Source organism: Flagellimonas hadalis, from assembly GCF_007785775.2.
Taxonomy (GTDB): domain Bacteria; phylum Bacteroidota; class Bacteroidia; order Flavobacteriales; family Flavobacteriaceae; genus Flagellimonas; species Flagellimonas hadalis.
This window is the reverse complement of the sequence record NZ_VNIK02000001.1, coordinates 719060-741826: the sequence shown is the minus strand read 5'-3', so window position 1 is coordinate 741826 and position 22767 is coordinate 719060. Positions and strand designations below refer to the sequence as shown.

Below are 22767 nucleotides of genomic sequence, written 5' to 3'. Positions count from 1 at the left end.
GTTTCTAAAAAGAAGTGACTTTTCTTCCTCTACCTCTGTGATAAAATATTTGTTATCGCCCAGCCAGAAAAAGGTGGCGTAGCGTTCCTTATTAGGAGGGAAGCACTATTCCCCTCTAAAAAGAGGGGTAAGGGGTGTGTCTAATTCCTAAAAAGAGGCGATTTTTCTTCCTCTACCTCTGTGATAAAATATTTGGTGTCGCCCAACCAGAAAAAGGTGGCGTAGCGTTCCTTGTAGGTGACCTTGATGTAATGGCCCTGGTATTCCTTCATCTTTTCGATGATCTCCTTTTCCTTATCCTCTACAGAAAACGAAAATACATTGGTGCCACCGAGGCCTTGACTGATCTGCCCTTCCCAGGTTTTGGCCATGACACCACGCCGACTGAACTTGATAAGCTCCCCGGAGCGGTATCCTTCACTGAACGGAACATAGTAAACAAAGGCAAAATAGGCCGCTGTCCCCAATACAATGACAGCAATAAAGATGGTCAGGAATTTTTTCATGGTCAGCGTGTTTAATCTTCATCGTCCTCTTGGGCGCGTTTCAAAATAGGTTCAGGGAGTGCTTTTTTTGCCTTGGCCCCCATGGTACGGAGCTTTTCGATACTTGTGATGATATTTCCACGCCCATCGAACAATTTGTTCATAGCGTTTTTGTATTCTCCTTTGGCATCGTCCATCTTTTTGCCCACTTGTGTCAAATCACCCATGAAACCAACGAACTTATCATAAAGTGCCCCGGCCTGTCTTGCAATTTCCATGGCATTCCGTTGCTGTTTTTCGTTACTCCACATACTATCGATGGTGCGGAGTGTGGCCAGAAGAGTGGAGGGGGTGACAATGACGATGTTCTGCTCAAATGCCTTGTTGTAGATGGAACTGTCTTCGTTGATGGCAATGGCAAAGGCAGGTTCTATCGGAACGAACATCAACACAAAGTCCGGACTTTCCATTTCGTATAGGTCTTCGTATTTTTTGGCGGAGAGTTGCTCCACGTGCCTTCTTAGGGAGTTGATATGGTCCTTCAGGAATTTGGGCTTGTCTTCCTCGTCGGCATTGGTGTAGCGTTCGTAATCCGTCAATGAAACCTTGGAATCCACTACCATCTTCTTGCCGTCCGGAAGATGGATGATCACATCGGGCATGACCCTTCCGCCATCCTCCCGTGTGAAGCTTTGCTGTACACTGTATTCCCTATCTTTTTCAAGGCCAGACTTTTCCAATACGCGTTCCAACACCAGTTCTCCCCAATTCCCCTGCATTTTACTATCACCTTTGAGGGCTTTGGTGAGGTTTTCGGCCTCTTGGGTGATTTTGAGGTTTTGTTGCTGTAAACTTTCCAATTGTTGTTTGAGTGAAGCGTTTATTCGAATATTTTCATGTTGAGACTTGTCCACCTTTTCTTGAAACTCCTTTATTTTCTCATTCAAGGGAGTTAAAATACTTGCAATGTTCTCTTTATTACTTTTGGTGAATTTCTCGCTCTTTTCCTCCAAGATCTTGTTGGCCAGATTCTCAAATTCCTTGGTGAACTTTTCTTGGAGCTTTTCCACTTCCTGCTTTTGCTCCACAAGTTTTCCAGCCAAATTTTCAGATTTGACTTCTTCTTTTGCCAAGGCAATTTCAAGTTCGGATTTTTGATTCCGTATTTCTTTGAGTTCCGTTTTAAGTATTGAAATCTCTTGATTAGCCTTTTCTTCCCGGTTATTCCAATCGCTTATATTGGATTTCGTCTTCAGTTTTTGGATGTACATGCCCCCGAAAAGCCCAAGGGCCAAAGTGAATATTGCGATGATGACGTAGATCAATTCTGTGCTCATGTAATGGTTTCTGAAGGATAAAGATAACGGATCACAGTCATTATTTGGTGATTTTAAATGAACCGGTCTTCGCATCAAACTGTACCATTTCCATAGGAAACAAACGTTCAAAATGCTTTTGTTCAATCAGTTCACAAGGGTCGCCGAAGGGGTTGGTGTCCCCATCCAGAATCAGGATCTTATCACACAATTGAATGGCAAGGTCAATCTCATGGGTAGAAAAAAGAATGGTCTTTTGTTGGTCGTGGGCCAGTTGTTGCAGCATTTTTAAGATCTGTACCTTATGATAGAGGTCCAAATGCGTGGTGGGCTCATCCAAAATGATCACCGGGGTGTCCTGGGCCATGGCGCGTGCAATCAATACCCGTTGCAATTGCCCATCGCTCAGTTCGTGGCATTTTCGGTGCTTGAGTTCGTTCAATAAAAAGGCATCCAGACTGTCCTGCACCTGTTTTTGATCTTCGGGGGACAAGTTGCCCAACCAATTGGTATAGGGTTGTCTGCCCAGAGCAATGAGCTCCCCAACGGTAAGGTTTTTGGAAGCGGGTGGTTCGGTCAACACTACGCTCAGTTTCTTCGAAAGGTCGGAAGGGGAGTGGTCCTCCACGTTTTTTCCTTCCAGTTGTATGCTTCCCGATAGTTTGGGTTGGAACCTTCCCAAGGTACGGAGCAGGGTGGATTTTCCGATGCCGTTGACACCCACAATTCCGCACAATACCCCTGGTTCCAAAACGAAATGGATGTCCTTGGCCACCATTTTTGGGCCATATCCGATGGTCAGTCCTTTGGTTGAGAGGATGGTCTTGTTCTTGTTTTCCATCAGAATAGCATTTTGCGTTTTCGGACCAAGAGCCATATCACCACCGGCGCACCCACCAAGGAGGTAATGGCATTGATGGGCAGTACATTGGCCGAGTTGGGCCATTGCGCGATCATATCGCAGAGCAACATCAATATGGAGCCGTAGAGAAACACGGCCGGCACCAACACTTTGTGTTCCATGGTATCAAATAGCTGCCGGGTGAGGTGAGGCACGGCCAACCCCACAAAGGCTATGGGTCCGGCAAAAGCCGTAATGCCACCTGCCAATAGACCGGTTGCGATGATGATGATGAACCGGGACCGCTTCAGGGAAACCCCCAAGCTTTGTGCGTAACGTTCCCCCAAAAGAAAGGCGTTCAATGGTTTTAATGAGATGATGCTGAGCAGGATGCCCATCAAAACAATGCCCGTCAACAAAAGGATCTGCTGCGGACTGAGGTTGCCCACACTTCCGAAGGACCAAAAAATGAACCGTTGGAGGTTTTCCGCACTGGAAAAATAGGCCAGGACACTCACGATTGCGGAAGTGATGCTGCCGAACATCAACCCGATAATCAAAAGGGCCATGGTGTCCTTCACACGTTGTGCTACGACCATCACCACGGCCAACACCAAAAAACTGCCAATGCTTGCAGCGAGGGCCAAGGAAACATCACCCAAAAAAGACATAGAGCCCATCCCAACGAACAATGAGGTTCCCATAAGCAACAGTGCGGCGCCCAAACTGGCCCCGGAACTGATGCCCAGTACAAAAGGTCCTGCCAATGGGTTACGGAAGAGGGTCTGCATCAAAAGTCCGCTCAGCGAAAGTCCGCCTCCCACCAAAATGGAGGTGAAGGCCTTGGGCACCCTAAAGTCCCAGATGATGTAGTTCCAGGTATCCACTTGGGCGGCGGTGCCCGAAAGAATGGAAACCACTTCGGAAAATGGAATATTCACCGACCCAGAGCTGATGTTCAGCAACCATGCGAGTACCAAGGCGATGCCCAATAGGACAAAGGAAAGGCGATATGGTGCTGGTCCCTGCATTTACTGTAGCGGTTTGATGAATCGGAGTTCATGATCGGGCAGCAATCCAGGGTGCAAAATAGTGATGAGGTCCTTTAGGACCAGATCGGGCCGTTGTGGGGCAAGTTCATAAAAAACAAGCCCTCCTTTGGCCCCTTTCTCTATCGCGTTGGAATAAATTTTCTTTTGGGTGAAGGCCTTAAACTGTTTGTGGTGTACGTTCACGCTTTCGAGTTCTTCATATGATGTTTGTGATGACGGATTGAGCCAAAAATCGGCCTGTTGTGCCTTCTCCAGAACAGCTTCCAAACTAAGTCCGATACTTCCCGTTTCTTCGGTGTCGGCCCAAAGATAGTCGGCATTGGCATCGTTCAGGAACTGGGCCATCCAACTTTGGCCCCCGGCCACGTACCAAACATCCTTGTAGAGCCCGCCAGTGAGGACCGTCGGCTTTTCTGTTGCTTTTTGGGCCAATTGTTTGGCCTGTAGGTAGGATGTTTCGATTTCCTTGAAAATACTGTCCGCTTGCTGTTCTTTCTGAAAAAAAGGTGCAAAGAACTTGATCCATTCCGCTTTGCCCAGCGGCGTCTGCTCCACCCAATCGCCGTTATAGACCACAGCAATCCCGGCTTGTTTTATGGTTTCATAGGCCTTGTTGGTGTCGTTTATCCCAAAACCCATCACCACTTCGGGTTTCATGGCCAGGGCAATCTCGGTATTGATGCTTTCGTTCATGCCCAGCTCCTTGATTTGTCCATTATCCACCAATTCCCTGGCTTTTGGCGATGAGATAAAATCCGTATTGGGAAAGCCTGTGATTACATCCAATTCGTCCAAGGCTTCCAAGGAGGGGATATGGGTGGTGGAGGTGACCACCATCTTTTCAACGGGAGTACCCACTATGGCATCATATGCGTCCCTTGGAAAGGTCATGGACGCCAATTTTTCCTTGGGGACGAGGGCATAGGTGAACGACTGCTGCGCACCGGGCCATGGGGCCGTGACCTCTATAATGGTGACATCATTGTCCGAATGCACGGTAAACCCTGTGGCATGCCGTATGTTTTGGTCTTTTTTGGGAGAGGTTTCGGCAAGGGGAACCTTCTTTTTACCACACCCGATGAGGGTCAAAAGGGCAAATATGCATCCTATGTAAAGCTGTTTTCTTCCCATGGTGCCAAAAGTAAGATTATTTGACTTTTGCAGAAAAAGAATGAACGGAATGATTACTTTCGCGCTGAATTTAGGTTCGTGCAGGACATTTTTCCTGTACGATTAAAAGGGAATCCGGTGCAAATCCGGAGCTGTTCCCGCAACTGTAAGTTTGTGTCCCCATAAAGGCACCCCGAAGGGATGTTGTTTTCTTCGATACCACTGTCCGTAAAACGGATGGGAAGGTAAAGCAACTTAAAACGAGCCAGGAGACCTGCCCAATTCAAACAAACAATGTTAAACTTTCGGGATAAAAGTTTACGTATGGAAACCATACTATACTCCCGTTTATTCACGTAAACGAAATGAAAAAAAATCATTTTTGGTTATTGGCCGCCCTATTGGCGGGCAAGGGACTTCTTGCGCAAAACACGCAGCAGGATTCCTTGAAAGTGCAGCAACTGGATGAGGTTGTTGTGAGCGATTCAAAATTTGAACTGAAACGAGAAAATTCAGGAAAGACTGTGATACAGATCACCGCAAAGGAACTGGAACGCAGCCAAGGTAAGACGGTCGCGGAGATCATCAACACCAAGAGCGGTATCGAGATTGCCGGTAGCCGTGGCCGAGACGGTGATGTCTTGGGCGTTTATGCCCGCGGCGGTCGGGGAAGACAGGTCTTGGTGATCATTGATGGGGTGAGGGTGTCCGACCCTTCCACATTTTCGGCGGAGTACGACCTACGATTGCTTTCACCCACAAATATTGCGTCCATAGAGATCATCAAAGGGGCTGCGAGTACCTTGTATGGCACCAATGCAGCTACGGCCGTAATCAACATCACTACCAAGAGAAGTTCCCAAAAGGACATTTCGGGCAGTTTCAGTACCAGTATCGGTACCAACCAGACCGCAGAGGATCAAAATTATGATCTGGGAAGCATCAGCAATGCGGTCAATGTGAATGGTACCTTGAACAAGTTCAACTATGTGGTTGACTTTTCGAACCGGTACAAAAGCGGGCTCTCTGCAGCGGTGACCCCTGAAAATGAAGAGGATGTTTTTTCACATTACAGTACCAATGTGAGGTTGGGCTACCAGTTTTCCAAAGATTTTGAGGTGTCGGTCTATGGCAACCAGACCAAGTTCAGCAATGAATATGATGCATCGAATGCAGACGCCCCGAACATAGGGAGGAACGAACAGGAAAGGGTGGGGGTGTCCTCTTCCCTTGCTTATGGAAAAGGTTCTCTGCACTTAAACGCAGCGCTTACCGATTATGAGACCAATTCCAAGGACACTTTTGGTGAAAGTGTTTCAGAGGGAAGCAATTGGGTACTCGATTTCTATAACAAATATGTTTTTGGGGAGCAGTGGCATACCATACTTGGGGTGAATTACATCAAGGATGAAGCTGTCTTTTCAGAAGATGTGGATTTTACTATTGTGGATCCCTATGCCAATGTGGTCTATGTTTCCGATTTTGGGTTGAACCTGAATGCGGGTGTGCGTTTGAACAACCATTCGGAGTATGGAAACCATGTGGTGTACAACGTGAATCCGTCCTATGTGTTCCCGACCTCAAATGGCTATGTGAAATTGCTCGGTTCGTATGCCACTTCATACATTACGCCCAACCTGACCCAACTTTTTGGTGCATTTGGCGGAAATCCTGACCTTGAGCCCGAGGAAAACAGGACCATCGAGGGAGGACTTGAATTCAAGGTGAACGATAGGCTGCGGTTCAGCACGGTCTATTTTGACAGAAATGAAAAGAATGCCATTGGGTATGATGTCAATTTTATGAGCATCAACATTGCCGATGAGATCGATGCCAATGGAGTGGAAGTGGAAGCGGTATGGTTTCCTTTGGATGCCCTGACCGTAGATGCCAACTATACCTTTACGGAACGCAAAGGGGACAATGCCATCCGCATTCCGAAACACAAGGCCAATGTGACCTTGGGGTATCAATTGTGCGAGAAAACAAATGTATCGTTGAGCTATGCCTACACGGGGCAACGGTTCGATACGGATTTTGTAAGCTTTACGGATGTTGAGTTGGATTCATTCTCATTGGTGAACCTATATCTGGGGCACGAGTTGATTTCGAACAAACTCAATGTGTTCTTGGCAGCGGACAACTTACTGAACGAGGATTACACAGAAGTCATAGGGTTCACCACCCGGGGACGAAATTTTAGGTTGGGTCTCAACCTGAACCTTTAAAAAAGAAAAGCGGCCAAAAAAGGCCGCTTTTTTTATTGTATTTGGAGATTCAAAGGTTTGTCGAGGTACATATTGTCTCTCATAGGTGTTTGGAGCCTTGAGGAAGTAAACGGCTCCGCCGGCATTTCAACAGTAAAGTCCATTTTGGCAGATCCTCCTGAGATTTCTAACAAAGCACGGGCCAGTAAAGGTTCATCCATTTCTCCTAAAATACCCAAGTTGGTAATGTCTTCTGCCAACTCAATATCGGGAACCAGGCCGCTGGTGTAATCGGAAAACCCAGCTGCATTTTCATTACGTCCAACCAAAGGTTGGAGACCCCAACTATTGTTTGGGTTGATTTTGTCCTCACGGTTACTATTATAAACAAAGGTATTATCCGGATCGTCCACCAAGGTTATGGAAAATTCATTTTTACCTCTAGTGGTCTCACCAATGTGGATGACTTCCATATGAGGTGCCAATCCGTTCATCACCAGTTCGCTGGCTGAGGCCGAATCGTTGGTGGCCAATACAAAGACCCTGCTTAGGTTAAGGGTGTTGATGCTGGTCGTGCCCGTGGTATTGGCAAAATAATCGGTCAAAAATTCATTGGTCAATTGGGCTTGGACTTTATCGTTCCATCGTTGTTTTATATAAACTTCATCGGTGTGGGTGCCATAGATCATACTGGCCAAGAGGCGTGAAGTGTTCACATTGCCACCGGGATTGTAGCGCATATCCAGTACGAGTTCGGTGGCCCCTTCCGCTTTAAACTGTGCAAAGGCCTGATTGAGTTGTTCGTCAAAACTGCTCAAAAAACGGTTGTACATCAAATAGGCTACCTTAGTGCCATTTACGTCCAGCGTTTTGGCTACCAAAATAGGATTTTCTACTTGATTGGCCACTTTGGTCAGGGTAACTTCTTTACTGTCATTCACAAAATCACCGTTTTCTATGTGTGCCATGCCCAACGTATAGGTGTCGTTGGAGCCAAATAACAAATTGATATAGTTGCTGTCCGTTAGTTGCACACCATTGACACGGGTAAACATTTCCCCTCGGACAATATCGGCGCCAGAAGCATTGGAATCAGGAAGTACATACAATACGTATCCAAAGATTTCATTCCCGTTTGCATATTTGTACATCAAATTGAACTCCAACCCATTACTTTTGGATACGCCGGAAAGACTGCTTACCAATTCTTTGTAGTCATCATCTCCAAAGCTGAAACGATCTATGGCAGCTTCAGTACCAACTATCCGACTATGTTTGTTGCAAATACTATAATAAAAATTTTCAGGATCGGTATAGGATTCCAAAAAAGCCGTGTATTCAGCATCCGAAGAAAACCGGTCATCCGCTAGATCAGCGACTTCACCTTGCCAAAAATACCAAAGGTTCATGGCTTGCCACATAAAGTTCTGGGCTGTCACATCGGCGTCTGGGTCAGGGTTTGGAGTGGGGCCGTTCTTGATTCCGTCGTCATTGCTACAAGCAGAAAAGATCAAGGCAACGCCCAATAGAAAGAAATATTTTTTCATAGCTTAATTTTATAAAAATTCCTCAATTTTCATTCCAATTCGATGAATAGGTTGGAATGGGGGTTTGGAATGTATGGTAAAATTGAAAGAACCACTACGCAAAATAGGCACATAAAAGGAGATTACAAATTTTTTGTAACAAATTTCGATATGTGTCGTCGTGATAGTGTAGGTCGATAAATGAGGACCAAAACAACTGACAACCAAATGAAACAGACAGAATTTTTGAACGTGGTGATGCCCTTTAAGGACAAACTCTACCGACTCGCGAAACGCCTGTTGGTGTCCAGGGAGGAAGCGGAAGACGCCACACAGGAAATTTTGCTGAAGCTATGGGCAAAGAATGAGTCCATGGGTGAGTACAAAAACGTTGAGGCATTTGCCATGACCATGACCAAGAACTTTTGTTTGGACCGATTGAAATCCAAACAGGCGGGCAACCTGAAGCTGGTGCACAGCAATTACAGTGACGAGAACATCTCGTTACAGCGCCAACTCGAAGCCGAAGACAGTGTGGGATGGATGGAGCGAATCATGAAGGAACTGCCCGAACAACAAAAGATGGTATTGCAGCTACGCGACGTGGAACAATACGAATTTGAGGAAATATGCGACCTATTGGACATGAAACCCACCGCAGTGCGAGTGGCACTGTCCAGAGCAAGAAAAACAGTAAGGGAAGAATTGATAAAAAAACACAACTATGGAATTGGATAACATAGAAAAATTATTGGAAAAGTATTTCGAAGCCACGACCACCGTGGACGAGGAACGGAAACTTAGGGAATACTTCTCGCAAGATGATGTGGCCACACACTTGCAACAGTACCGCCCCATGTTCAACTACTTTTCCAATGCCAAGGAAGAAAAGTACACCAAGCAGGTACCATTAAAACCTAGAGTAAACTATTACAAGTGGCTATCCGTAGCAGCGGCAGTGGTTCTCACCTTTGGCATCTATTTTGGAAAACAATACCAGGATAGAAAACAACGGGAGCTTGAACAGGCAGAGTATGCCTATCAAGAAACCAAAAAGGCCTTTGAACTCTTGGCCGAGAATTTTGGGAGGGGCACGGAAAAAGTGGCCTACCTAAAAGAGTTCGAAGAAGCAAAACAAAAGATTTACAACAACAATTAAAAAACGAAAAAGATGAAAAAGTATATTTTAATCGCAGTGATGGCAATGTTGCCTTTGGCAGGGTTTTCACAATCCCTTTTTGACAAGTTTGAGGATATGGACGAGGTCACCTCGGTGGTGGTGAACAAGAGCATGTTCAACCTGTTGGCCAAGATAGATGTGGAAGTGGACGATCCAGAGGCCAGGGACTTTATGGACATTGCCAGTAGCCTAAAAAGCTTGAAGGTGTTCACCACCGATAACAAAAATATCGGTGCCGATATGAAGTCCGCCGTGAACAGTTATTTGGGTTCCTCCAAAATGGAAGAGTTGATGCGTGTGAAGGACAAGGACGCCAACGTGAAGTTCTACATCAAACAAGGTAGGGACGAGGACCATGTGAGCGAACTGTTGATGTTCATTACAGGAATGAAGGATGTGAACGCCGATGGCCGTAACTTCGAGACGGTGATCCTATCACTGACGGGGGATATCGACCTGAACAAGATCAATTCATTGACCAAGAAGATGAACCTACCCGAAGAACTGAACAAAGCAGGAAAGGACAACTAAGAAGTTTGTCAGCTGATAGTTTTGGATGGATGTGTAACAAAACGCAGTACCCAACCACCAATAACTGTCAGCTGACATGCTGATTTTTAACGAATCAATCAAAAAAAGTACAGATGAAATCTATTATTAAAAGCATTTTGGCAGGAATGGCCATCGTTTTGGCCTCCTGTTCTTCGCAGCAGAGCCTACAGGAATATTATGTGGACAATTCCGAGAACCCCAATTTCCTGTCCATCGATGTTCCGGCCAGTATCCTTAAAATGGACGGCGTGGATTTGACCCCAACCCAAAAGGAAGCCGTGGAATCCTTGCGAAAGTTCAATTTGTTGGCCTTCAAAAAGAATTCCGAGAACGAGGCCGAATTTGAGATGGAGAAGAAAAAAGTAAAGGAAATCCTCAAAGGCGACAAGTTTGTGGAACTGATGAAGATCAATTCCAAGTACGGCAAAGGAGTGATCAAATACCTTGGCGATGAGGATGCCATTGACGAAGTGATCATTTATGGGGACAGTGACGACAAGGGCTTTGCCCTAGTGCGCGTTCTGGGCAAGGACATGAACCCCGCCCACATCATGCAGTTGATGCAGGCCATCCAAAAATCCGAATACAAGGGGGAGGGTCTGGGCGAGATCGGCGACTTTTTGAAAGGCTAAAACCGACCATCATATCATAGAAGAAGGGCGACATATGTCGCCCTCGTTTGTTTTTGGTCCTATTTTTCACCCCTTCTTGTGACCATCTTTTTTAACTTAGTGTCCCATTGTAAGAACACTAACTAAAACAACATCATGGAAAAAGCTGAAGAATGGATGAATTATGGCCTGGAATTGGCCAAAGAATTTGGTCCTAAACTCATTACCGCCATACTCATTTACCTTGTGGGCATCTGGGTGATCAAGAAAATTACCGGGGGTACCAGAAAAATGATGTCCAAGAGCAAATATGACGAATCCCTCCAAAAATTCCTGTTGAACCTGTTCTCATGGGCACTGAAGGTTTTCCTTGTCATAGTTGTGATCTCAAGATTGGGTGTGGATGTGACCACCTTTGCGGCCGTGATTGCCGCTGCAGGCCTTGCCGTGGGATTGGCCTTGCAGGGATCTCTTTCCAATTTTGCGGGCGGGGTACTCATCATGATTTTCAAACCCTATCGCATCGGGGACTTGATTGAGGCCCAAGGTGTATTGGGAGTGGTAAAAGAAGTGGAGATCTTTACCACTAAATTGATCACACCGCAGAGCAAATTGGCCATCGTCCCCAATGGTGCCATGGCCAACGGGAACATCATCAACTATACGGCAGAGGGGAAGATGCGTGTGGACACGGTGATTGGGGTCGGTTATGGAGAGGACATCAAAAAAACCAAGGAAGTACTTCTGAATGTGCTGACTTCCAATCCAAAAGTACTTCAGGAGCCAGCTCCTTCGGTAAATGTATTGGAACTGGCGGACAGCTCCGTGAATTTTGCGGTAAGGCCCTTTTGCAAACCCGAGGATTATTGGGATGTGTATTTTGCTACCTATGAGAATTGCAAACTTGCTCTGGATGCAGCGGGCATTGAGATTCCATATCCCCATCAAGTGGAAATCCGCAAAGAAGGGTAATACAGTTGTCCCCTTGAGGCCTGCCTGCCGAAGTTAGGGGGCTTTAGGGGTGTCAAAATGGTTGTGATCGAGGGGCATTAAGTTCCTTCCCGACTCCGCTCGAACTGACACGATATATGTCATTCTGAACACAAGAAATCATACCAAGTTGGATTCAGAGAGCAAAAACTGTAACAAAGAAGGAATCATGGCATCTTTGAAAGTGAACGCTAACTTATTTATTGTGAGATTGACCATTCTATCAATTTTGATGCTTTTCCAAGTGTATCTGATCACTGCTCAGACTTCACTCAAGGAAATCGACCTTGAAAATGGCCATTACAATGTAGGATTTCGGCACTACACCACTTCAGACAGCACAAGGACTTACAGCAGGATATATGACTACACCAAAGCCAAGGTGGCAAGGCCAATTTCCGTAAGTATGTGGTACCCTTCCAGGCAAAATGTTGAAGGTTTGGAACCCTTACAGGTCGTGGATTATTTCGAAATATTGAAAGAAGAAGAGGAGTGGGAACATTTGCCCAACGAGCAACTGTTGAACTGGTTCTATTATACCAATACACCCGAAAACCAAAAGCATCTTGAAGAAAAAACGACGGCATATGCCAGTGCGGAATTTGGAAAAGGGAAATTCCCGGTAATCATCTATGCGCCCAGCTTCCAAGCATCATCCATCGAGAACTTTGCCCTTTGTGAATATTTGGCAAGTCACGGTTTTGTGGTCATGTCAAGCCCAAGTAAGGGAACCGAAACCCGCTGGTTTGGCAACAACAATGCCAAGGAAATGGAGACCCAAGCCAGAGATGTGGAGTTTTTGATGAAAGAAGCAGGGAAATTTCCAATGGTGGATTACGATAGAATGGCAATCATGGGTTTCAGTTTTGGTGGATTGTCGAATATCATTGTGCAGAATCGGAACGACCATGTAAAAGCCGTTGTCAGTCTTGACGGAACGGAGCGGTATCAATATGGACTGCTCAATCGATCCCCTTTTTTTGATGCTGGAAAAATAGATGTCCCCTACATTCATATGGCACAGAAGGACATCCCTGAAATCGTCTTGAAGGAAGACCAGATAGATGCGGAACTGAACTCAAGATTCCAATTGTATGACAGTATTTCAAACAGTAAATCGTATCGCTTGAAGTTCCATGATTTGACGCATAGTTACTTCAGCTCACTGGGCGTTCTTTTTGCCCATAGGGATCCTAGACAGGACAAAAGCGATCCAGAAATCATGGAATCCTATAAATGGGTCGCGGCTTACACCTTGAACTTTATAGAGGCCACTTTGAACCAAGACAAAAAAGCATCCGAATTCATCGAAAATGGTCCCTTGGCCAATGGAATGGCAAAGTCGCTGGTAACCCAAACCATCAAACAACCAAAAATAAGGAAATTCAATTTTCAGGATTTCAATGATTTGGCTTTGGCCAAAAACTATGAAAACCTACATCAGCTATATGACTCAATACTGAAAAGCCACCCTTCGTTCAAAATGCAGGAAGGTGATTTGAACATGCTCGGCCTTCAACTTGTTTTCAATCCAAATAGATCTTCCCAAGGAATCCATGTATTTAAACTGGCCATAACACTTTTCCCAAATTCTTTCAATCTTTATGACAGTCTCGCGGAGGGGTATCTGTATTTGGGTGAAAAGGAAAAAGCCATTGAAAGCTTTGAAAAGTCGTTGGAATTGAATTCCCAAAACCAGAACGCCATCAGCAGATTGGAACAACTGAAGAAATGAACCAACGCTAAACTAAAAACACATTCTACACCCTGGCATAATTCGCCAATGCTATTTTTTGGGTTTCCGCCAAATGTAAAGAAGTATTGCAGTGAAAAGTAGAAGATAGGAAATAGCTATCAACAGGGCGCCATTGATGGGGCCAAATTCCCAGTGCAAAATTTTTATCAGAGATCCACTGAAGAGAAAGAGAAAACCAAAAGTCAATAGGATTTTTTGGTAAAGACTCATTAGACCCCCGTATAATTTGCTGGCGTGATCTGTTTCAATTCAGCTTTGATGGCATCCGAAACCTCCAAGGTTTCAATAAAATCGGCAATGGATTTTTGGGTGATCTTTTCATTGGTTCGGGTCAGGCCCTTTAGGGCCTCGTACGGATTGGGATAGCCCTCCCTTCGCAAAATGGTCTGGATGGCCTCGGCGACCACGGCCCAGTTGTCCTCCAAGTCCTTTTCAAACTTTTCTTGGTTAAGTACCAGTTTGTTCAATCCCTTCAAGGTCGATTGGAACCCAACAATGGTATGGGCAAAGGGAACACCTATATTGCGGAGCACGGTGCTGTCCGTAAGATCGCGTTGCAACCTGGAAATGGGTAATTTGGCCGATAGATGCTCAAAAACAGCATTGGCAATGCCAAGGTTGCCCTCCGAATTTTCAAAATCGATGGGGTTTACCTTGTGCGGCATGGCCGATGAGCCGACTTCCCCTTTTTTGATCTTTTGTTTGAAGTAATCCATGGACACATAGGTCCAGATATCCCTGTCCAAGTCGATCAAAATGGTGTTGATGCGTTTGAGACCATCAAAAAGTGCCGCCATGTGATCGTAATGCTCTATCTGCGTGGTGGGGAAGGAGTGGTGCAGTCCCAGTTTTTCTTGGACAAATTGTTTCCCGAATGCCCTCCAATCAATGCTTGGATATGCAACTTTGTGTGCATTGTAATTTCCGGTGGCGCCACCAAACTTGGCCGCGCTCGGGATGTCGTTCAATAAATTGAACTGTTCCTTGAATCGCTCCACGAACACCTCGATTTCCTTGCCCAATCGGGTAGGTGATGCAGGTTGTCCGTGCGTTCGCGCCAGCATGGGGATGTTTTCCCATTCATTGGCCAGCTCCTTTAATTTTTCAAATACTTCCAAATAAGAAGGGACATAGACCTCGTTCATCGCTTCCTTGATGGAGAGTGGGATGGCCGTATTGTTGATGTCCTGTGAGGTCAGTCCAAAATGGATGAACTCCTTGTATTTTTGTAGCCCAAGCGTATCAAACTTCTGTTTGATGAAATACTCCACGGCCTTTACGTCGTGGTTGGTGGTCTTTTCAATTTCCTTGATGCCCAGAGCATCTTCCGAAGAAAACTCCAAATAGATTTTTTGAATATTGGGAAACAATCCTTTGTCGAAATCGGCCAATTGGGGCAAAGGCACCTCACAAAGGGCAATGAAATATTCAATCTCTACCAGGACACGGTACCTGATCAGGGCCTCTTCGGAAAAGTAATCCCTTAGCGCCTTGGTTTTGTTTCCGTATCGGCCGTCAATGGGCGAAATCGCATTGAGTTGGGTCAAAGACATGGTCAAGAAATTTTTGAAAGCAGCAAAGATACTTAATCTCACAAAGTTTAATGCCCTAATCGGGCCAACTTATCCAGGGTTTTTTTGGCCCGGTTCCGATATCCCGGAGTTCCATCGGCATAGGTGTCCTGCAAAACCTGTTTCAATTCTGGGTGCACCCAATCAAATTTTTGCCCCAGATAGTACAGACTGGTCATGGAAAACACCTTTGGTGCCATGTTCATGGGGCTGATGAGCCAATCAAAGCACACGGTCATGATCTGTTCCAGTTGGGTGTCGGTAATATGTTGTGTAAAAGCCGGTTCCTTCTTTTTAAAATAGGCCATACAGACCATTTCGCATACATGGGCCATGGGACGGATACACGATTCGGTCCTCAGTTTGGCCAACTTGTCCGCAAAATCATCAAAGAAGGGCAACAGGTATTCCAACTTTTTTCGCATCAGGTGATCAAAGGTCCAGCTGGCATTGAACGTGCCCTCCCGGTCTTCCACAAATACCTGTGCAAAGAGAATCTTGGCGAGTTCGGGCTGTTTTTCAAGCTCGCCCACCAATCGATCTATTTGGGGCTTGGAAAGCCTTCCAGAGTCCAGTGTGATAAGTAGTTCTTTTTCAGTCACAAAAAAAAGTATATTTATGGAAACCTTTTCGTGATGAAAATAGTGAAAAAAATAGCGATTGCCCTATTGGTGGTCTTGATAGGCATGCAATTTTACCGACCTGAAAAGAACCAGGCAGAAGGCGATTATGTAGCTGCTTTTGAGGCGGAGACCGAGCCCAGTGCACAAGTAAAGAAGATTTTGCGATCGGCATGCTACGATTGCCACAGTGCCCATACAGTGTATCCTTGGTACAACAATGTGGCGCCGGTTTCCTATTGGTTGTCCGATCACATCAAAGATGGAAAGAAACACCTCAATTTTTCCGATTGGGAAAACTATACGGCCAAAAAGAAGGACCATAAATTGGAAGAAGTGGTGGAAGAGGTGAAAAAAGGGGGTATGCCCTTAAAGGAATACACCTGGACCCACGGCGATGCCCGATTGACCCAAGAACAGATCATCGCTTTGGTGACCTGGGCCGATGGCGCTAGGGCCAAGTACTGAAAAGTTCTTCCACAAGGGGCGGAACACCTTCCACTGCTGTTTTTGGGATGATGGTCAGGTTGCCAAAATCCGATGCACGCACAGTTGGTTTGGGATCTATAAAATAAATGGGCGTTTGGCCGTCCGTATAATGGATCAGGCTGGCTGCGGGATATACCTGCATGGAGGTGCCGATGATGATCAGCACATCGGCCTGTTGGGTGATCTCTGCTGCTGTTTGGAGCAAGGGCACCATTTCCCCGAACCAAACGATATGGGGCCGTAGTTGATGTCCGTGTGGATCCAGATCGCCCAGCACAAGGTCTTCCTTCCATTCCAAAACATGATTTTCATCTTTGGTGCTCCGCACCTTGAAAAGTTCACCGTGCAGGTGCACCACATGGGAACTTCCCGCCTGTTCGTGGAGATTGTCAACATTTTGGGTCACTATGCTCACATCAAATCGGTTTTCCAATTGCGCCAAGGCCAAATGCCCTTGGTTGGGGCTTACTTGGAGCAATTGCCGCCTACGCTGGTTATAGAATTCCAGCACCAATTCGGGATTGCGCGCAAAACCTTGGGGCGAGGCCACTTCCATCACATCATGGCCTTCCCAAAGGCCATTGGCGTCCCTGAAGGTGCTCAGTCCGCTTTCGGCACTCATGCCCGCGCCGGTAAGTACAACTATTTTTGGTTTGCTCATGGTTGTGTATTATTAGGGATTGATGGTGGTTGCATTGCGTGGTCTCCATCTCAGAATGAGGAAACCGATCACTGCAGAGATGAACGATCCCACAAGAATCCCGATTTTGGCCGAGTCTATATTGATCGGGTCGTTTTCAAAGGCAAGGCCCGCAATGAAAATGGACATGGTGAAACCGATACCGGCCAAAAAGGCGACCCCGATGATTTGTTGCGTCCCGATGTCGTTTGGCACCTCGATCAATTTGATTTTTTTTGCCAATAGGATGATGGTTGAGATCCCGATACTGTTTCCGGCCACAAGGCAGATGGTCATGTTGATGATCAGTTGGGTATCCAGTTCCGTCGAGTTGCTAAATGATACCCCTGCATTGGCCAGGGCAAAAACCGGGATGATGAAATAGGCGACCCAGCCGTGCAGATTGTGTTCCAGACGTTGAAGGGGCGACTGGTACTTATCGGTCCAATATTCCAGGGCATCGATTTCCCCAATCTGTTCTTTGGACAGAATGGACTTGTCCAAAACTTTGGCCTTTTTGATGCGTTTGGTGATCCGTGTCAGATTATCAATGAATTCAGGGGTGTCAACCTTTTGTCTGATGGGAACGGAAAAAGCCAATAGGATCCCGGCCAAGGTCGGATGGATGCCGGCCTTTAAAAACAGTGTCCAGATGATGATGCCAAAAAAAGTAATCAGGTATTTGGAGTAAATCCCTTTGTAGGCAATGGCATAGAGTATGGCCAAAAGCCCAAAGGCATAGAGCAATAGGGCAATATCAATGTCACTGCTGTAAAAAATGGCGATAACAAGAACGGCCCCAATGTCGTCCACTATGGCAAATGCGGTCAAAAAGATTTTGAGGCTCAAAGGAACGCGGGAGCCCAATGCGTTTAGGACGGCCAAGGAAAATGCAATATCGGTGGCCATGGGAATGCCCCATCCCACTTGGGTTTCTGGATTATGGTTGAGGAAGAGGTAAAACATCACCGGTACGGACATGCCACCCAAGGCTCCAAAAAGAGGGAAAGCAATCTTTTTTACAGAATTGAGTTCCCCGATCAAAAATTCCCTTTTGATCTCCAATCCGATCAGGAAAAAGAAAATGGCCATCAAGGCGTCATTGATCCAAAGGATGAGCGGTTTCTGCAATTCAAAAAATGGAGTGCTGAACCCTAGCTTGTATTGCCAGATGGATTGGTAACTGTCCCCGAATGGTGAGTTGGCCCAGATAAGTGCTATTATGGTCGTGATGAGCAATAGGATGCCACTAAAGCCCTCGATTTTTACAAAACTCTGAAAAGGGGTCAGGATGATTTTTTTGATCATTTTTCGTTTTTGGTTGAGAACGGTGCTCTGGCAACACTGTAGTTTCATCAATTCTTGTTTTGGTGGAAAGCAGGCTTTTTTGCCAGATGTCGACCTGCCTTACAAAACAACAAAATAATTATTGTTCCGAACGTGAATTTGACAGTTCTTATCATTTTTCATAGGGTAAAGAGTTGCCTGTTGCCATTGGAACAAGGGACTGCATGGTCCATGTTGGATCCGGCACATTTCAAATTTGTCTATCTTGCGGCCCATGTTCGATCATGATCTCTTTGCATATCTGGAAAGCTATCTCACAGAGGAACGCAAGCAGCGTTTTTTGGAGGTGCTGCAACACCGCACCAATTTTTTGACCGTGGCTATTGAGGATGTGTACCAAATGCACAACACCAGTGCCATTATCCGAAGTTGCGATGTGTTCGGGGTGCAGCAAGTCCATGTGGTGGAAGACCGTTTTGCCAAGCAATTGGACAAGAATATTGCCATGGGCGCCGAAAAGTGGGTGGATGTCCATAAATACAGGAAAACAAGGGACTGCGTGACAAGACTGAAGGAAGAAGGGTATCAGATCATCGCCACTACGCCACATGACAATTCCACGCTGCTCAACGACTTTTTTCCCGAAAGCAAATCGGCCATTTTTTTTGGCACGGAAAAGGCTGGGCTCAGTGATGAGGTGATGCAGCAGGCGGACGTTTTTCTAAAAATCCCGATGGTGGGCTTTTCAGAAAGTCTGAACGTATCCGTTTCGGCGGCCATCATCATACAGGATCTGGCCCAAAAAGTGAGACGGTCTGGGTTGGATTGGCAACTATCTGAGGATGAGATTCTTGAAAAACGAATGGATTGGACCAAAAAATCCATCAACCATGTGAAGGGAATCATCAAAAGATACCGCTCAGAGTAAAGTTTTTTTGTACTTTTAGTTGTTAACCAATCACTTACAAGCATGATGACAGCACTTTACATTATCCTCGGAATTGTTTTGTTGATCTTGATTCTGGCAACAATTGCACCCAAGACCTACAACGTTTCCCGATCTATAGAGATAAACCGGCCAAAGGATGAGGTCTTTGCCCATCTCAAATCCTTGAAAAAGCAAAATGAATGGTCCCCTTGGGCCAGAAGGGACCCGAACATGGAGCAAAAATTCACTGGAACCGATGGCGAAGTTGGGGCTATCAACTACTGGAACGGCAACAAGCAAGTAGGGGAAGGGGAACAGGAAATCACAAAGATCGTGGAAGGAGAGCGTGTGGAATCCGAGCTACGGTTCCTAAAACCCTTCAAATCCACTTCGGATGCTTATTTGGTGACAGAAAGTTTGGATGGGAGCAGGACCAAGGTCACTTGGGGGTTTTCCGGCCATAACAAATTCCCCATGACCATTATGATGTTGTTCATGAGCATGGACAAAGCCGTTGGTAAAGATTTTGAGGAAGGTCTCAGAAACCTCAAGACAACTTTGGAAAAATAACAGATATGGATTACAATATGGTGGGCTGGTTCGAGATCCCAGTGGAGGATATGGAACGGGCCAAAACATTTTATGAAGCAGTTTTTCAGGTAGAAATAAGCCTACAGGATTTCGGTGGCACAAAAATGGGCTGGTTCCCCACGGACCATGCAAAACCTGGTGCGGCAGGATCTTTGATCCAGAATAAGGATTGGTACAAACCTAGTAGGAGTGAGGGAGCATTGCTCTATTTCAATAGTATGGACGTGCAGAACGAACTCGACCGCATTGAGCCTAACGGAGGTAAAATTATGCAGCCCAAGACCCAAATCAGTAAGGAAATAGGTTTTATGGCCGTGTTTTTGGATACGGAGGGCAATCGGATTGCATTGCATTCAAGACAGTAAGGCCTATTCTACCAACTCTAGTAGGGCAATGTCAAAATCATTGTCCAAAATCACCTTGCCATTGTTGACAATGACCTCCGTTTCCGAATAGGTATCGTACAGTTTGGTGCCGTCCCCGAAGAAGCCTTTCACCCAAAGGGATTTTTTGCCCTTGGGCAAGTCCAGTCCCACGACCACTTTATCCCTGAAATCACCGTTGACATAGGTCCTGGAGAACACATAGGGGGATTTCCCCAATCTTTTGTGCTTGCCAGCACCTATTGCCGGGTGATTTTTACGGAACTGCCCCAGTTTTTGCCAGTGTTTATGGATCTGTTGCACATTGGGCAGGCTGTCCAGTTCTTCCCAGTTCATAAAGGATCGCAAGGTGGCATCGCCCTCGGCACCTTCAATGGTGAGGCTACGGGATGTTTCGTCCCCGTAATAGACTTGGGAGGCACCAGGGGTCAAAAGTAGCACGTTGGCGGCACGAATGGCCTTTTTCCGTTCCTTGTCGTAAGGTGCCCCATCATCATGTGAGGTCAGGTAATTGAGCACGCTTTTGTCCTTTAATTTGGTATTGAGGATGTTGCTATACTTCTTAAAGATGGATTCGTAGTCGTTGTCGGCATCGGTCTTCAACTCAAAATTGATCAGACTCTTGAACCCATACTCAAAAAAGTCCACCTTTTTGTCACCAAAATCAAATTGGCGTCCCCCGGAAATACCATAATTATAGACTTCGCCCACCATGTAGAAGGGATTGTCGTCCAACACTTTGCTCTCGTGTTTCTTTTTCCACATTTCGAAGGCGATGTTGGCCTCTTTGTGCAGTTCGCCCCAAACGTCTTCGTTCACATGCTTTACGGTGTCCACGCGGAATCCATCCACCCCGAACTCGTTGATGTAATCGGTGAGCCATTTGATGATGTAGTAGCGCGGAGCCCTTGGGTAGCCTGTGCGTTCAAAGAAAAGTTGGAGTTCATCGAGTTCCTTGCTCAAACGGCCCTCTTCCTTCCATTTCGCCAAAAGCGCATCTGGGAGCTCCACGGGTTCGTTGGATTCGGTAAGGATGTCCGGCAGGTTTTCCACCAAGGTGCAAGCCGTGGTATTTTCGTAGGTGGTGAACTCGCATTTGGGTCCCGTCCTCACCCAATCGTCCGGCCATACCGGGTCTTGATCGGTAACGGGTCCAGTGTGGTTCAGCACCACATCCAACAGTATTCTGATGCCCTTTTTGTGGGCGGCCTTCACCAAATTCCCCAAATCTTGTTTGGTGCCAAAGTTGGGATCTATGGCGGTCCAGTCCTTGGCCCAATAGCCATGGTAGCCGTATGTTTTTCCAGTGCCTTCGTCCGTGGCCCCGTGGATCTGTTCCACAACGGGGGTGAACCAAATGGCGTTGATGCCCAAATCGGTGAAATAGCCTTCCTCAATTTTTTGGGTGATGCCCTGCAGGTCACCGCCCATAAATCCCCTGAGCACACCCGTCTCTTCAGTTCGTCCAAAATTGACGTCGTTTTCAGGATTTCCGTTGTTGAAACGGTCCGTCAGCAGAAAATAGACATTGGCGGCCTCCCAAACAAAAGGGACTTCCTTTTTGGGAGCCTCTTGTTGGACTACTTGTATTTTTTCAGGTTGTTTTTTAACCTCTTTACAGCCGATGAACAAGGGAATGGTGTACATGACGACAAGTAGCTTTTTCATGTATTGGGATTTTGTCTAAAGCTATAAAATGCATATGGAAATATAAAATTTATTTATAGCTGGGCCCAGACTGGAAAATGAACGGTTCTATTGTTTTCGGTTCAATACTTTGTATTCTTCGTAGCAACTGGAGATGGCATCCAAGATCTGGAGATCGTTGGCCGTGCTGATGAACGACTTGGAATAGTTGCAGTTGTTGAGGATGTCCTCGATGTCCACTTTTTCCAATTGGAGCAGTTCGGTAAGGGTTTCCCGGTCAAATTTTGAGGCGAGCAGGTCCCTGATGTTGTCGTCTTCCTTGATCTGGCGCAATTTGCGCATCTGCCGGGGCTGTTTGCCAAAAAGGTTGCGCAAAAGGTCGGCAGGGTTGAGTATGGCCCCCAAAACCTTGGTCACGGCACTGGGGCTCTTGTTCCCGGCTTCATAACTGGTGTTGAGGCCCGAGATGCTGTACTGTGGCGCAGTATTGATGGGAAGGTTCTTCACATCGATTTCCAGATAGCCCGTAAGCTGATAGGGCCTTACAATGACCTCTTCCAGTGCATAGGCAAGCTCGGTCAGGGCAATTTTGGTGTCCCCGAATTTGAACATATCGTTCGTGACCCTTACTTTTTGCGTCTTAAAACCCAAATAGGAGAGGTAAAGGGTATCGTTCACCGCTGCCGGAATGGTAAATTTTCCGTTTTGGTTCGTGATGGTCCCTTTTACCTGGTTCAGGTTGATGACGTGGACACTTTCCAAAGGCATATCACTCTGCGCATTGATCACCGTGGCGGTAAGTTCCCCTACCTCTTGGTTTTCCAAATCATCTTGGGCAATGCCATGAAGGGAAACAAGGGCGAAAAGTGTAAGTAATATTCTTCTCATGCAATTTTAGTAGGTATAAAAGTACTAAACAAAGAAAAAACTACAGTACCCCCGTAGC

General features: G+C 46.1%; 23 protein-coding genes and 1 riboswitch. Of the genes, 11 read left to right on the top strand and 12 right to left on the bottom strand.

Going from position 1 to position 22767, the window contains the following annotated elements; translation table 11 throughout:
- Positions 1–140 precede the first annotated feature (140 nt).
- From FOT42_RS03265 to FOT42_RS03245, 5 genes are read right to left on the bottom strand one after another with little or no spacing between them, the layout of a single operon-like run.
- A complete protein-coding gene (locus tag FOT42_RS03265; protein WP_151889128.1) occupies positions 141–506 on the bottom strand; it encodes a 6-phosphogluconate dehydrogenase in 366 nt (121 codons plus the stop codon).
- An 11-nt stretch (positions 507–517) separates the two neighbouring features.
- A complete protein-coding gene (locus tag FOT42_RS03260) occupies positions 518–1822 on the bottom strand; it encodes a DNA recombination protein RmuC (protein ID WP_151889127.1) in 1305 nt (434 codons plus the stop codon).
- Positions 1823–1862: 40 nt separating this feature from the next.
- On the bottom strand, positions 1863–2642 hold the full coding sequence (locus FOT42_RS03255; protein ID WP_151889126.1) for an ABC transporter ATP-binding protein: 780 nt from the start codon (positions 2640–2642) through the stop codon (positions 1863–1865).
- On the bottom strand, positions 2642–3673 hold the full coding sequence (locus FOT42_RS03250; RefSeq protein WP_151889125.1) for an iron ABC transporter permease: 1032 nt from the start codon (positions 3671–3673) through the stop codon (positions 2642–2644). Before FOT42_RS03250 ends, FOT42_RS03255 begins: the two co-directional genes overlap by 1 nt.
- Positions 3674–4825, bottom strand: a complete 1152-nt coding sequence (locus tag FOT42_RS03245; RefSeq protein WP_151889124.1) for an ABC transporter substrate-binding protein — start codon at positions 4823–4825, stop codon at positions 3674–3676.
- Positions 4826–4880: 55 nt separating this feature from the next.
- A riboswitch (cobalamin riboswitch) is annotated at positions 4881–5100 on the top strand.
- Positions 5101–5169: 69 nt separating this feature from the next.
- On the opposite strand from FOT42_RS03245, the gene FOT42_RS03240 reads away from it, so the two are divergent.
- Positions 5170–7032, top strand: coding sequence for a TonB-dependent receptor plug domain-containing protein (locus FOT42_RS03240; RefSeq protein WP_151889123.1), 1863 nt, complete (start codon positions 5170–5172; stop codon positions 7030–7032).
- A 32-nt stretch (positions 7033–7064) separates the two neighbouring features.
- On the opposite strand, the gene FOT42_RS03235 is transcribed toward FOT42_RS03240, so the two are convergent.
- Positions 7065–8558, bottom strand: coding sequence for a S41 family peptidase (locus tag FOT42_RS03235; protein ID WP_151889122.1), 1494 nt, complete (start codon positions 8556–8558; stop codon positions 7065–7067).
- Positions 8559–8765: 207 nt separating this feature from the next.
- Between FOT42_RS03235 and FOT42_RS03230 the strand changes: the two genes are divergently transcribed.
- The 6 genes from FOT42_RS03230 (at position 8766) to FOT42_RS03205 (ending at position 13605) form a co-directional block, all read left to right on the top strand.
- On the top strand, positions 8766–9275 hold the full coding sequence (locus tag FOT42_RS03230; protein WP_151889121.1) for an RNA polymerase sigma factor: 510 nt from the start codon (positions 8766–8768) through the stop codon (positions 9273–9275).
- Entirely contained in the window at positions 9262–9696 is a 435-nt protein-coding gene (locus tag FOT42_RS03225) for a hypothetical protein (protein WP_151889120.1), read from the top strand. The genes FOT42_RS03230 and FOT42_RS03225 overlap by 14 nt, the downstream gene beginning before the upstream one ends.
- Positions 9697–9708: 12 nt before the next feature.
- Positions 9709–10248: a DUF4252 domain-containing protein gene (locus tag FOT42_RS03220; protein WP_151889119.1), complete on the top strand. Its 540-nt coding sequence runs from the start codon at positions 9709–9711 to the stop codon at positions 10246–10248.
- A 113-nt stretch (positions 10249–10361) separates the two neighbouring features.
- Positions 10362–10901, top strand: coding sequence for a DUF4252 domain-containing protein (locus FOT42_RS03215; protein WP_151889118.1), 540 nt, complete (start codon positions 10362–10364; stop codon positions 10899–10901).
- A gap of 135 nt (positions 10902–11036) precedes the next feature.
- Positions 11037–11852 carry a mechanosensitive ion channel family protein gene (locus FOT42_RS03210; protein WP_151889117.1) on the top strand — a complete coding sequence of 272 codons (816 nt, stop codon included), beginning with the start codon at positions 11037–11039 and terminating at the stop codon, positions 11850–11852.
- 187 nt (positions 11853–12039) lie between these two features.
- A complete protein-coding gene (locus FOT42_RS03205; RefSeq protein ID WP_151889116.1) occupies positions 12040–13605 on the top strand; it encodes a poly(ethylene terephthalate) hydrolase family protein in 1566 nt (521 codons plus the stop codon).
- A gap of 230 nt (positions 13606–13835) precedes the next feature.
- On the opposite strand, the gene purB is transcribed toward FOT42_RS03205, so the two are convergent.
- A complete protein-coding gene (gene purB / locus FOT42_RS03200; RefSeq protein WP_151889115.1) occupies positions 13836–15179 on the bottom strand; it encodes an adenylosuccinate lyase in 1344 nt (447 codons plus the stop codon).
- A 47-nt stretch (positions 15180–15226) separates the two neighbouring features.
- Positions 15227–15799: a hypothetical protein gene (locus tag FOT42_RS03195; protein WP_151889114.1), complete on the bottom strand. Its 573-nt coding sequence runs from the start codon at positions 15797–15799 to the stop codon at positions 15227–15229.
- 33 nt (positions 15800–15832) lie between these two features.
- On the opposite strand from FOT42_RS03195, the gene FOT42_RS03190 reads away from it, so the two are divergent.
- Positions 15833–16285, top strand: coding sequence for a heme-binding domain-containing protein (locus FOT42_RS03190; RefSeq protein ID WP_151889113.1), 453 nt, complete (start codon positions 15833–15835; stop codon positions 16283–16285).
- On the opposite strand, the gene FOT42_RS03185 is transcribed toward FOT42_RS03190, so the two are convergent.
- Both FOT42_RS03185 and nhaA read right to left on the bottom strand, forming a co-directional pair.
- Positions 16269–16967 (bottom strand): SIR2 family NAD-dependent protein deacylase, encoded by a 699-nt coding sequence (locus tag FOT42_RS03185; RefSeq protein WP_151889112.1) that lies wholly within the window; start codon positions 16965–16967, stop codon positions 16269–16271. The two genes, FOT42_RS03190 and FOT42_RS03185, sit on opposite strands and share 17 nt — an antisense overlap.
- 12 nt (positions 16968–16979) lie before the next feature.
- Positions 16980–18341 carry a Na+/H+ antiporter NhaA gene (gene nhaA, locus FOT42_RS03180; RefSeq protein WP_226789783.1) on the bottom strand — a complete coding sequence of 454 codons (1362 nt, stop codon included), beginning with the start codon at positions 18339–18341 and terminating at the stop codon, positions 16980–16982.
- Positions 18342–18546: 205 nt separating this feature from the next.
- Between nhaA and FOT42_RS03175 the strand changes: the two genes are divergently transcribed.
- The 3 genes from FOT42_RS03175 to FOT42_RS03165 are packed head-to-tail and all read left to right on the top strand — an operon-like array spanning position 18547 to position 20156.
- The gene (locus tag FOT42_RS03175; RefSeq protein WP_151889111.1) at positions 18547–19200 is read left to right on the top strand and encodes a TrmH family RNA methyltransferase; all 654 of its coding nucleotides are present in this window, start codon (positions 18547–18549) and stop codon (positions 19198–19200) included.
- Positions 19201–19245: 45 nt separating this feature from the next.
- Positions 19246–19770 (top strand): SRPBCC family protein, encoded by a 525-nt coding sequence (locus FOT42_RS03170; RefSeq protein WP_151889323.1) that lies wholly within the window; start codon positions 19246–19248, stop codon positions 19768–19770.
- Between the two features lie 5 nt (positions 19771–19775).
- Positions 19776–20156, top strand: coding sequence for a VOC family protein (locus FOT42_RS03165; RefSeq protein WP_226789782.1), 381 nt, complete (start codon positions 19776–19778; stop codon positions 20154–20156).
- Positions 20157–20159: 3 nt separating this feature from the next.
- Here the strand turns inward: FOT42_RS03165 and FOT42_RS03160 are convergent, their stop codons facing one another.
- Positions 20160–21842 (bottom strand): alpha-amylase family glycosyl hydrolase, encoded by a 1683-nt coding sequence (locus FOT42_RS03160; protein ID WP_151889110.1) that lies wholly within the window; start codon positions 21840–21842, stop codon positions 20160–20162.
- Between the two features lie 87 nt (positions 21843–21929).
- Positions 21930–22709, bottom strand: a complete 780-nt coding sequence (locus FOT42_RS03155) for a carboxypeptidase-like regulatory domain-containing protein (protein WP_151889109.1) — start codon at positions 22707–22709, stop codon at positions 21930–21932.
- Positions 22710–22767 lie beyond the last annotated feature (58 nt).

Coding starts and splice junctions, on each gene's coding strand:
- purB (WP_151889115.1), bottom strand. CDS start 15,179: ATGTCTTTGACCCAACTCAATGCGATTTCGCCCATTGACGGCCGATAC.
- FOT42_RS03155 (WP_151889109.1), bottom strand. CDS start 22,709: ATGAGAAGAATATTACTTACACTTTTCGCCCTTGTTTCCCTTCATGGC.
- FOT42_RS03240 (WP_151889123.1), top strand. CDS start 5,170: ATGAAAAAAAATCATTTTTGGTTATTGGCCGCCCTATTGGCGGGCAAG.
- FOT42_RS03190 (WP_151889113.1), top strand. CDS start 15,833: ATGAAAATAGTGAAAAAAATAGCGATTGCCCTATTGGTGGTCTTGATA.
- FOT42_RS03265 (WP_151889128.1), bottom strand. CDS start 506: ATGAAAAAATTCCTGACCATCTTTATTGCTGTCATTGTATTGGGGACA.
- FOT42_RS03245 (WP_151889124.1), bottom strand. CDS start 4,825: ATGGGAAGAAAACAGCTTTACATAGGATGCATATTTGCCCTTTTGACC.
- FOT42_RS03215 (WP_151889118.1), top strand. CDS start 10,362: ATGAAATCTATTATTAAAAGCATTTTGGCAGGAATGGCCATCGTTTTG.
- nhaA (WP_226789783.1), bottom strand. CDS start 18,341: ATGAAACTACAGTGTTGCCAGAGCACCGTTCTCAACCAAAAACGAAAA.
- FOT42_RS03225 (WP_151889120.1), top strand. CDS start 9,262: ATGGAATTGGATAACATAGAAAAATTATTGGAAAAGTATTTCGAAGCC.
- FOT42_RS03220 (WP_151889119.1), top strand. CDS start 9,709: ATGAAAAAGTATATTTTAATCGCAGTGATGGCAATGTTGCCTTTGGCA.
- FOT42_RS03260 (WP_151889127.1), bottom strand. CDS start 1,822: ATGAGCACAGAATTGATCTACGTCATCATCGCAATATTCACTTTGGCC.
- FOT42_RS03185 (WP_151889112.1), bottom strand. CDS start 16,967: ATGAGCAAACCAAAAATAGTTGTACTTACCGGCGCGGGCATGAGTGCC.
- FOT42_RS03255 (WP_151889126.1), bottom strand. CDS start 2,642: ATGGAAAACAAGAACAAGACCATCCTCTCAACCAAAGGACTGACCATC.
- FOT42_RS03165 (WP_226789782.1), top strand. CDS start 19,776: ATGGATTACAATATGGTGGGCTGGTTCGAGATCCCAGTGGAGGATATG.
- FOT42_RS03230 (WP_151889121.1), top strand. CDS start 8,766: ATGAAACAGACAGAATTTTTGAACGTGGTGATGCCCTTTAAGGACAAA.
- FOT42_RS03160 (WP_151889110.1), bottom strand. CDS start 21,842: ATGAAAAAGCTACTTGTCGTCATGTACACCATTCCCTTGTTCATCGGC.
- FOT42_RS03175 (WP_151889111.1), top strand. CDS start 18,547: ATGTTCGATCATGATCTCTTTGCATATCTGGAAAGCTATCTCACAGAG.
- FOT42_RS03205 (WP_151889116.1), top strand. CDS start 12,040: ATGGCATCTTTGAAAGTGAACGCTAACTTATTTATTGTGAGATTGACC.
- FOT42_RS03170 (WP_151889323.1), top strand. CDS start 19,246: ATGACAGCACTTTACATTATCCTCGGAATTGTTTTGTTGATCTTGATT.
- FOT42_RS03250 (WP_151889125.1), bottom strand. CDS start 3,673: ATGCAGGGACCAGCACCATATCGCCTTTCCTTTGTCCTATTGGGCATC.
- FOT42_RS03235 (WP_151889122.1), bottom strand. CDS start 8,558: ATGAAAAAATATTTCTTTCTATTGGGCGTTGCCTTGATCTTTTCTGCT.
- FOT42_RS03210 (WP_151889117.1), top strand. CDS start 11,037: ATGGAAAAAGCTGAAGAATGGATGAATTATGGCCTGGAATTGGCCAAA.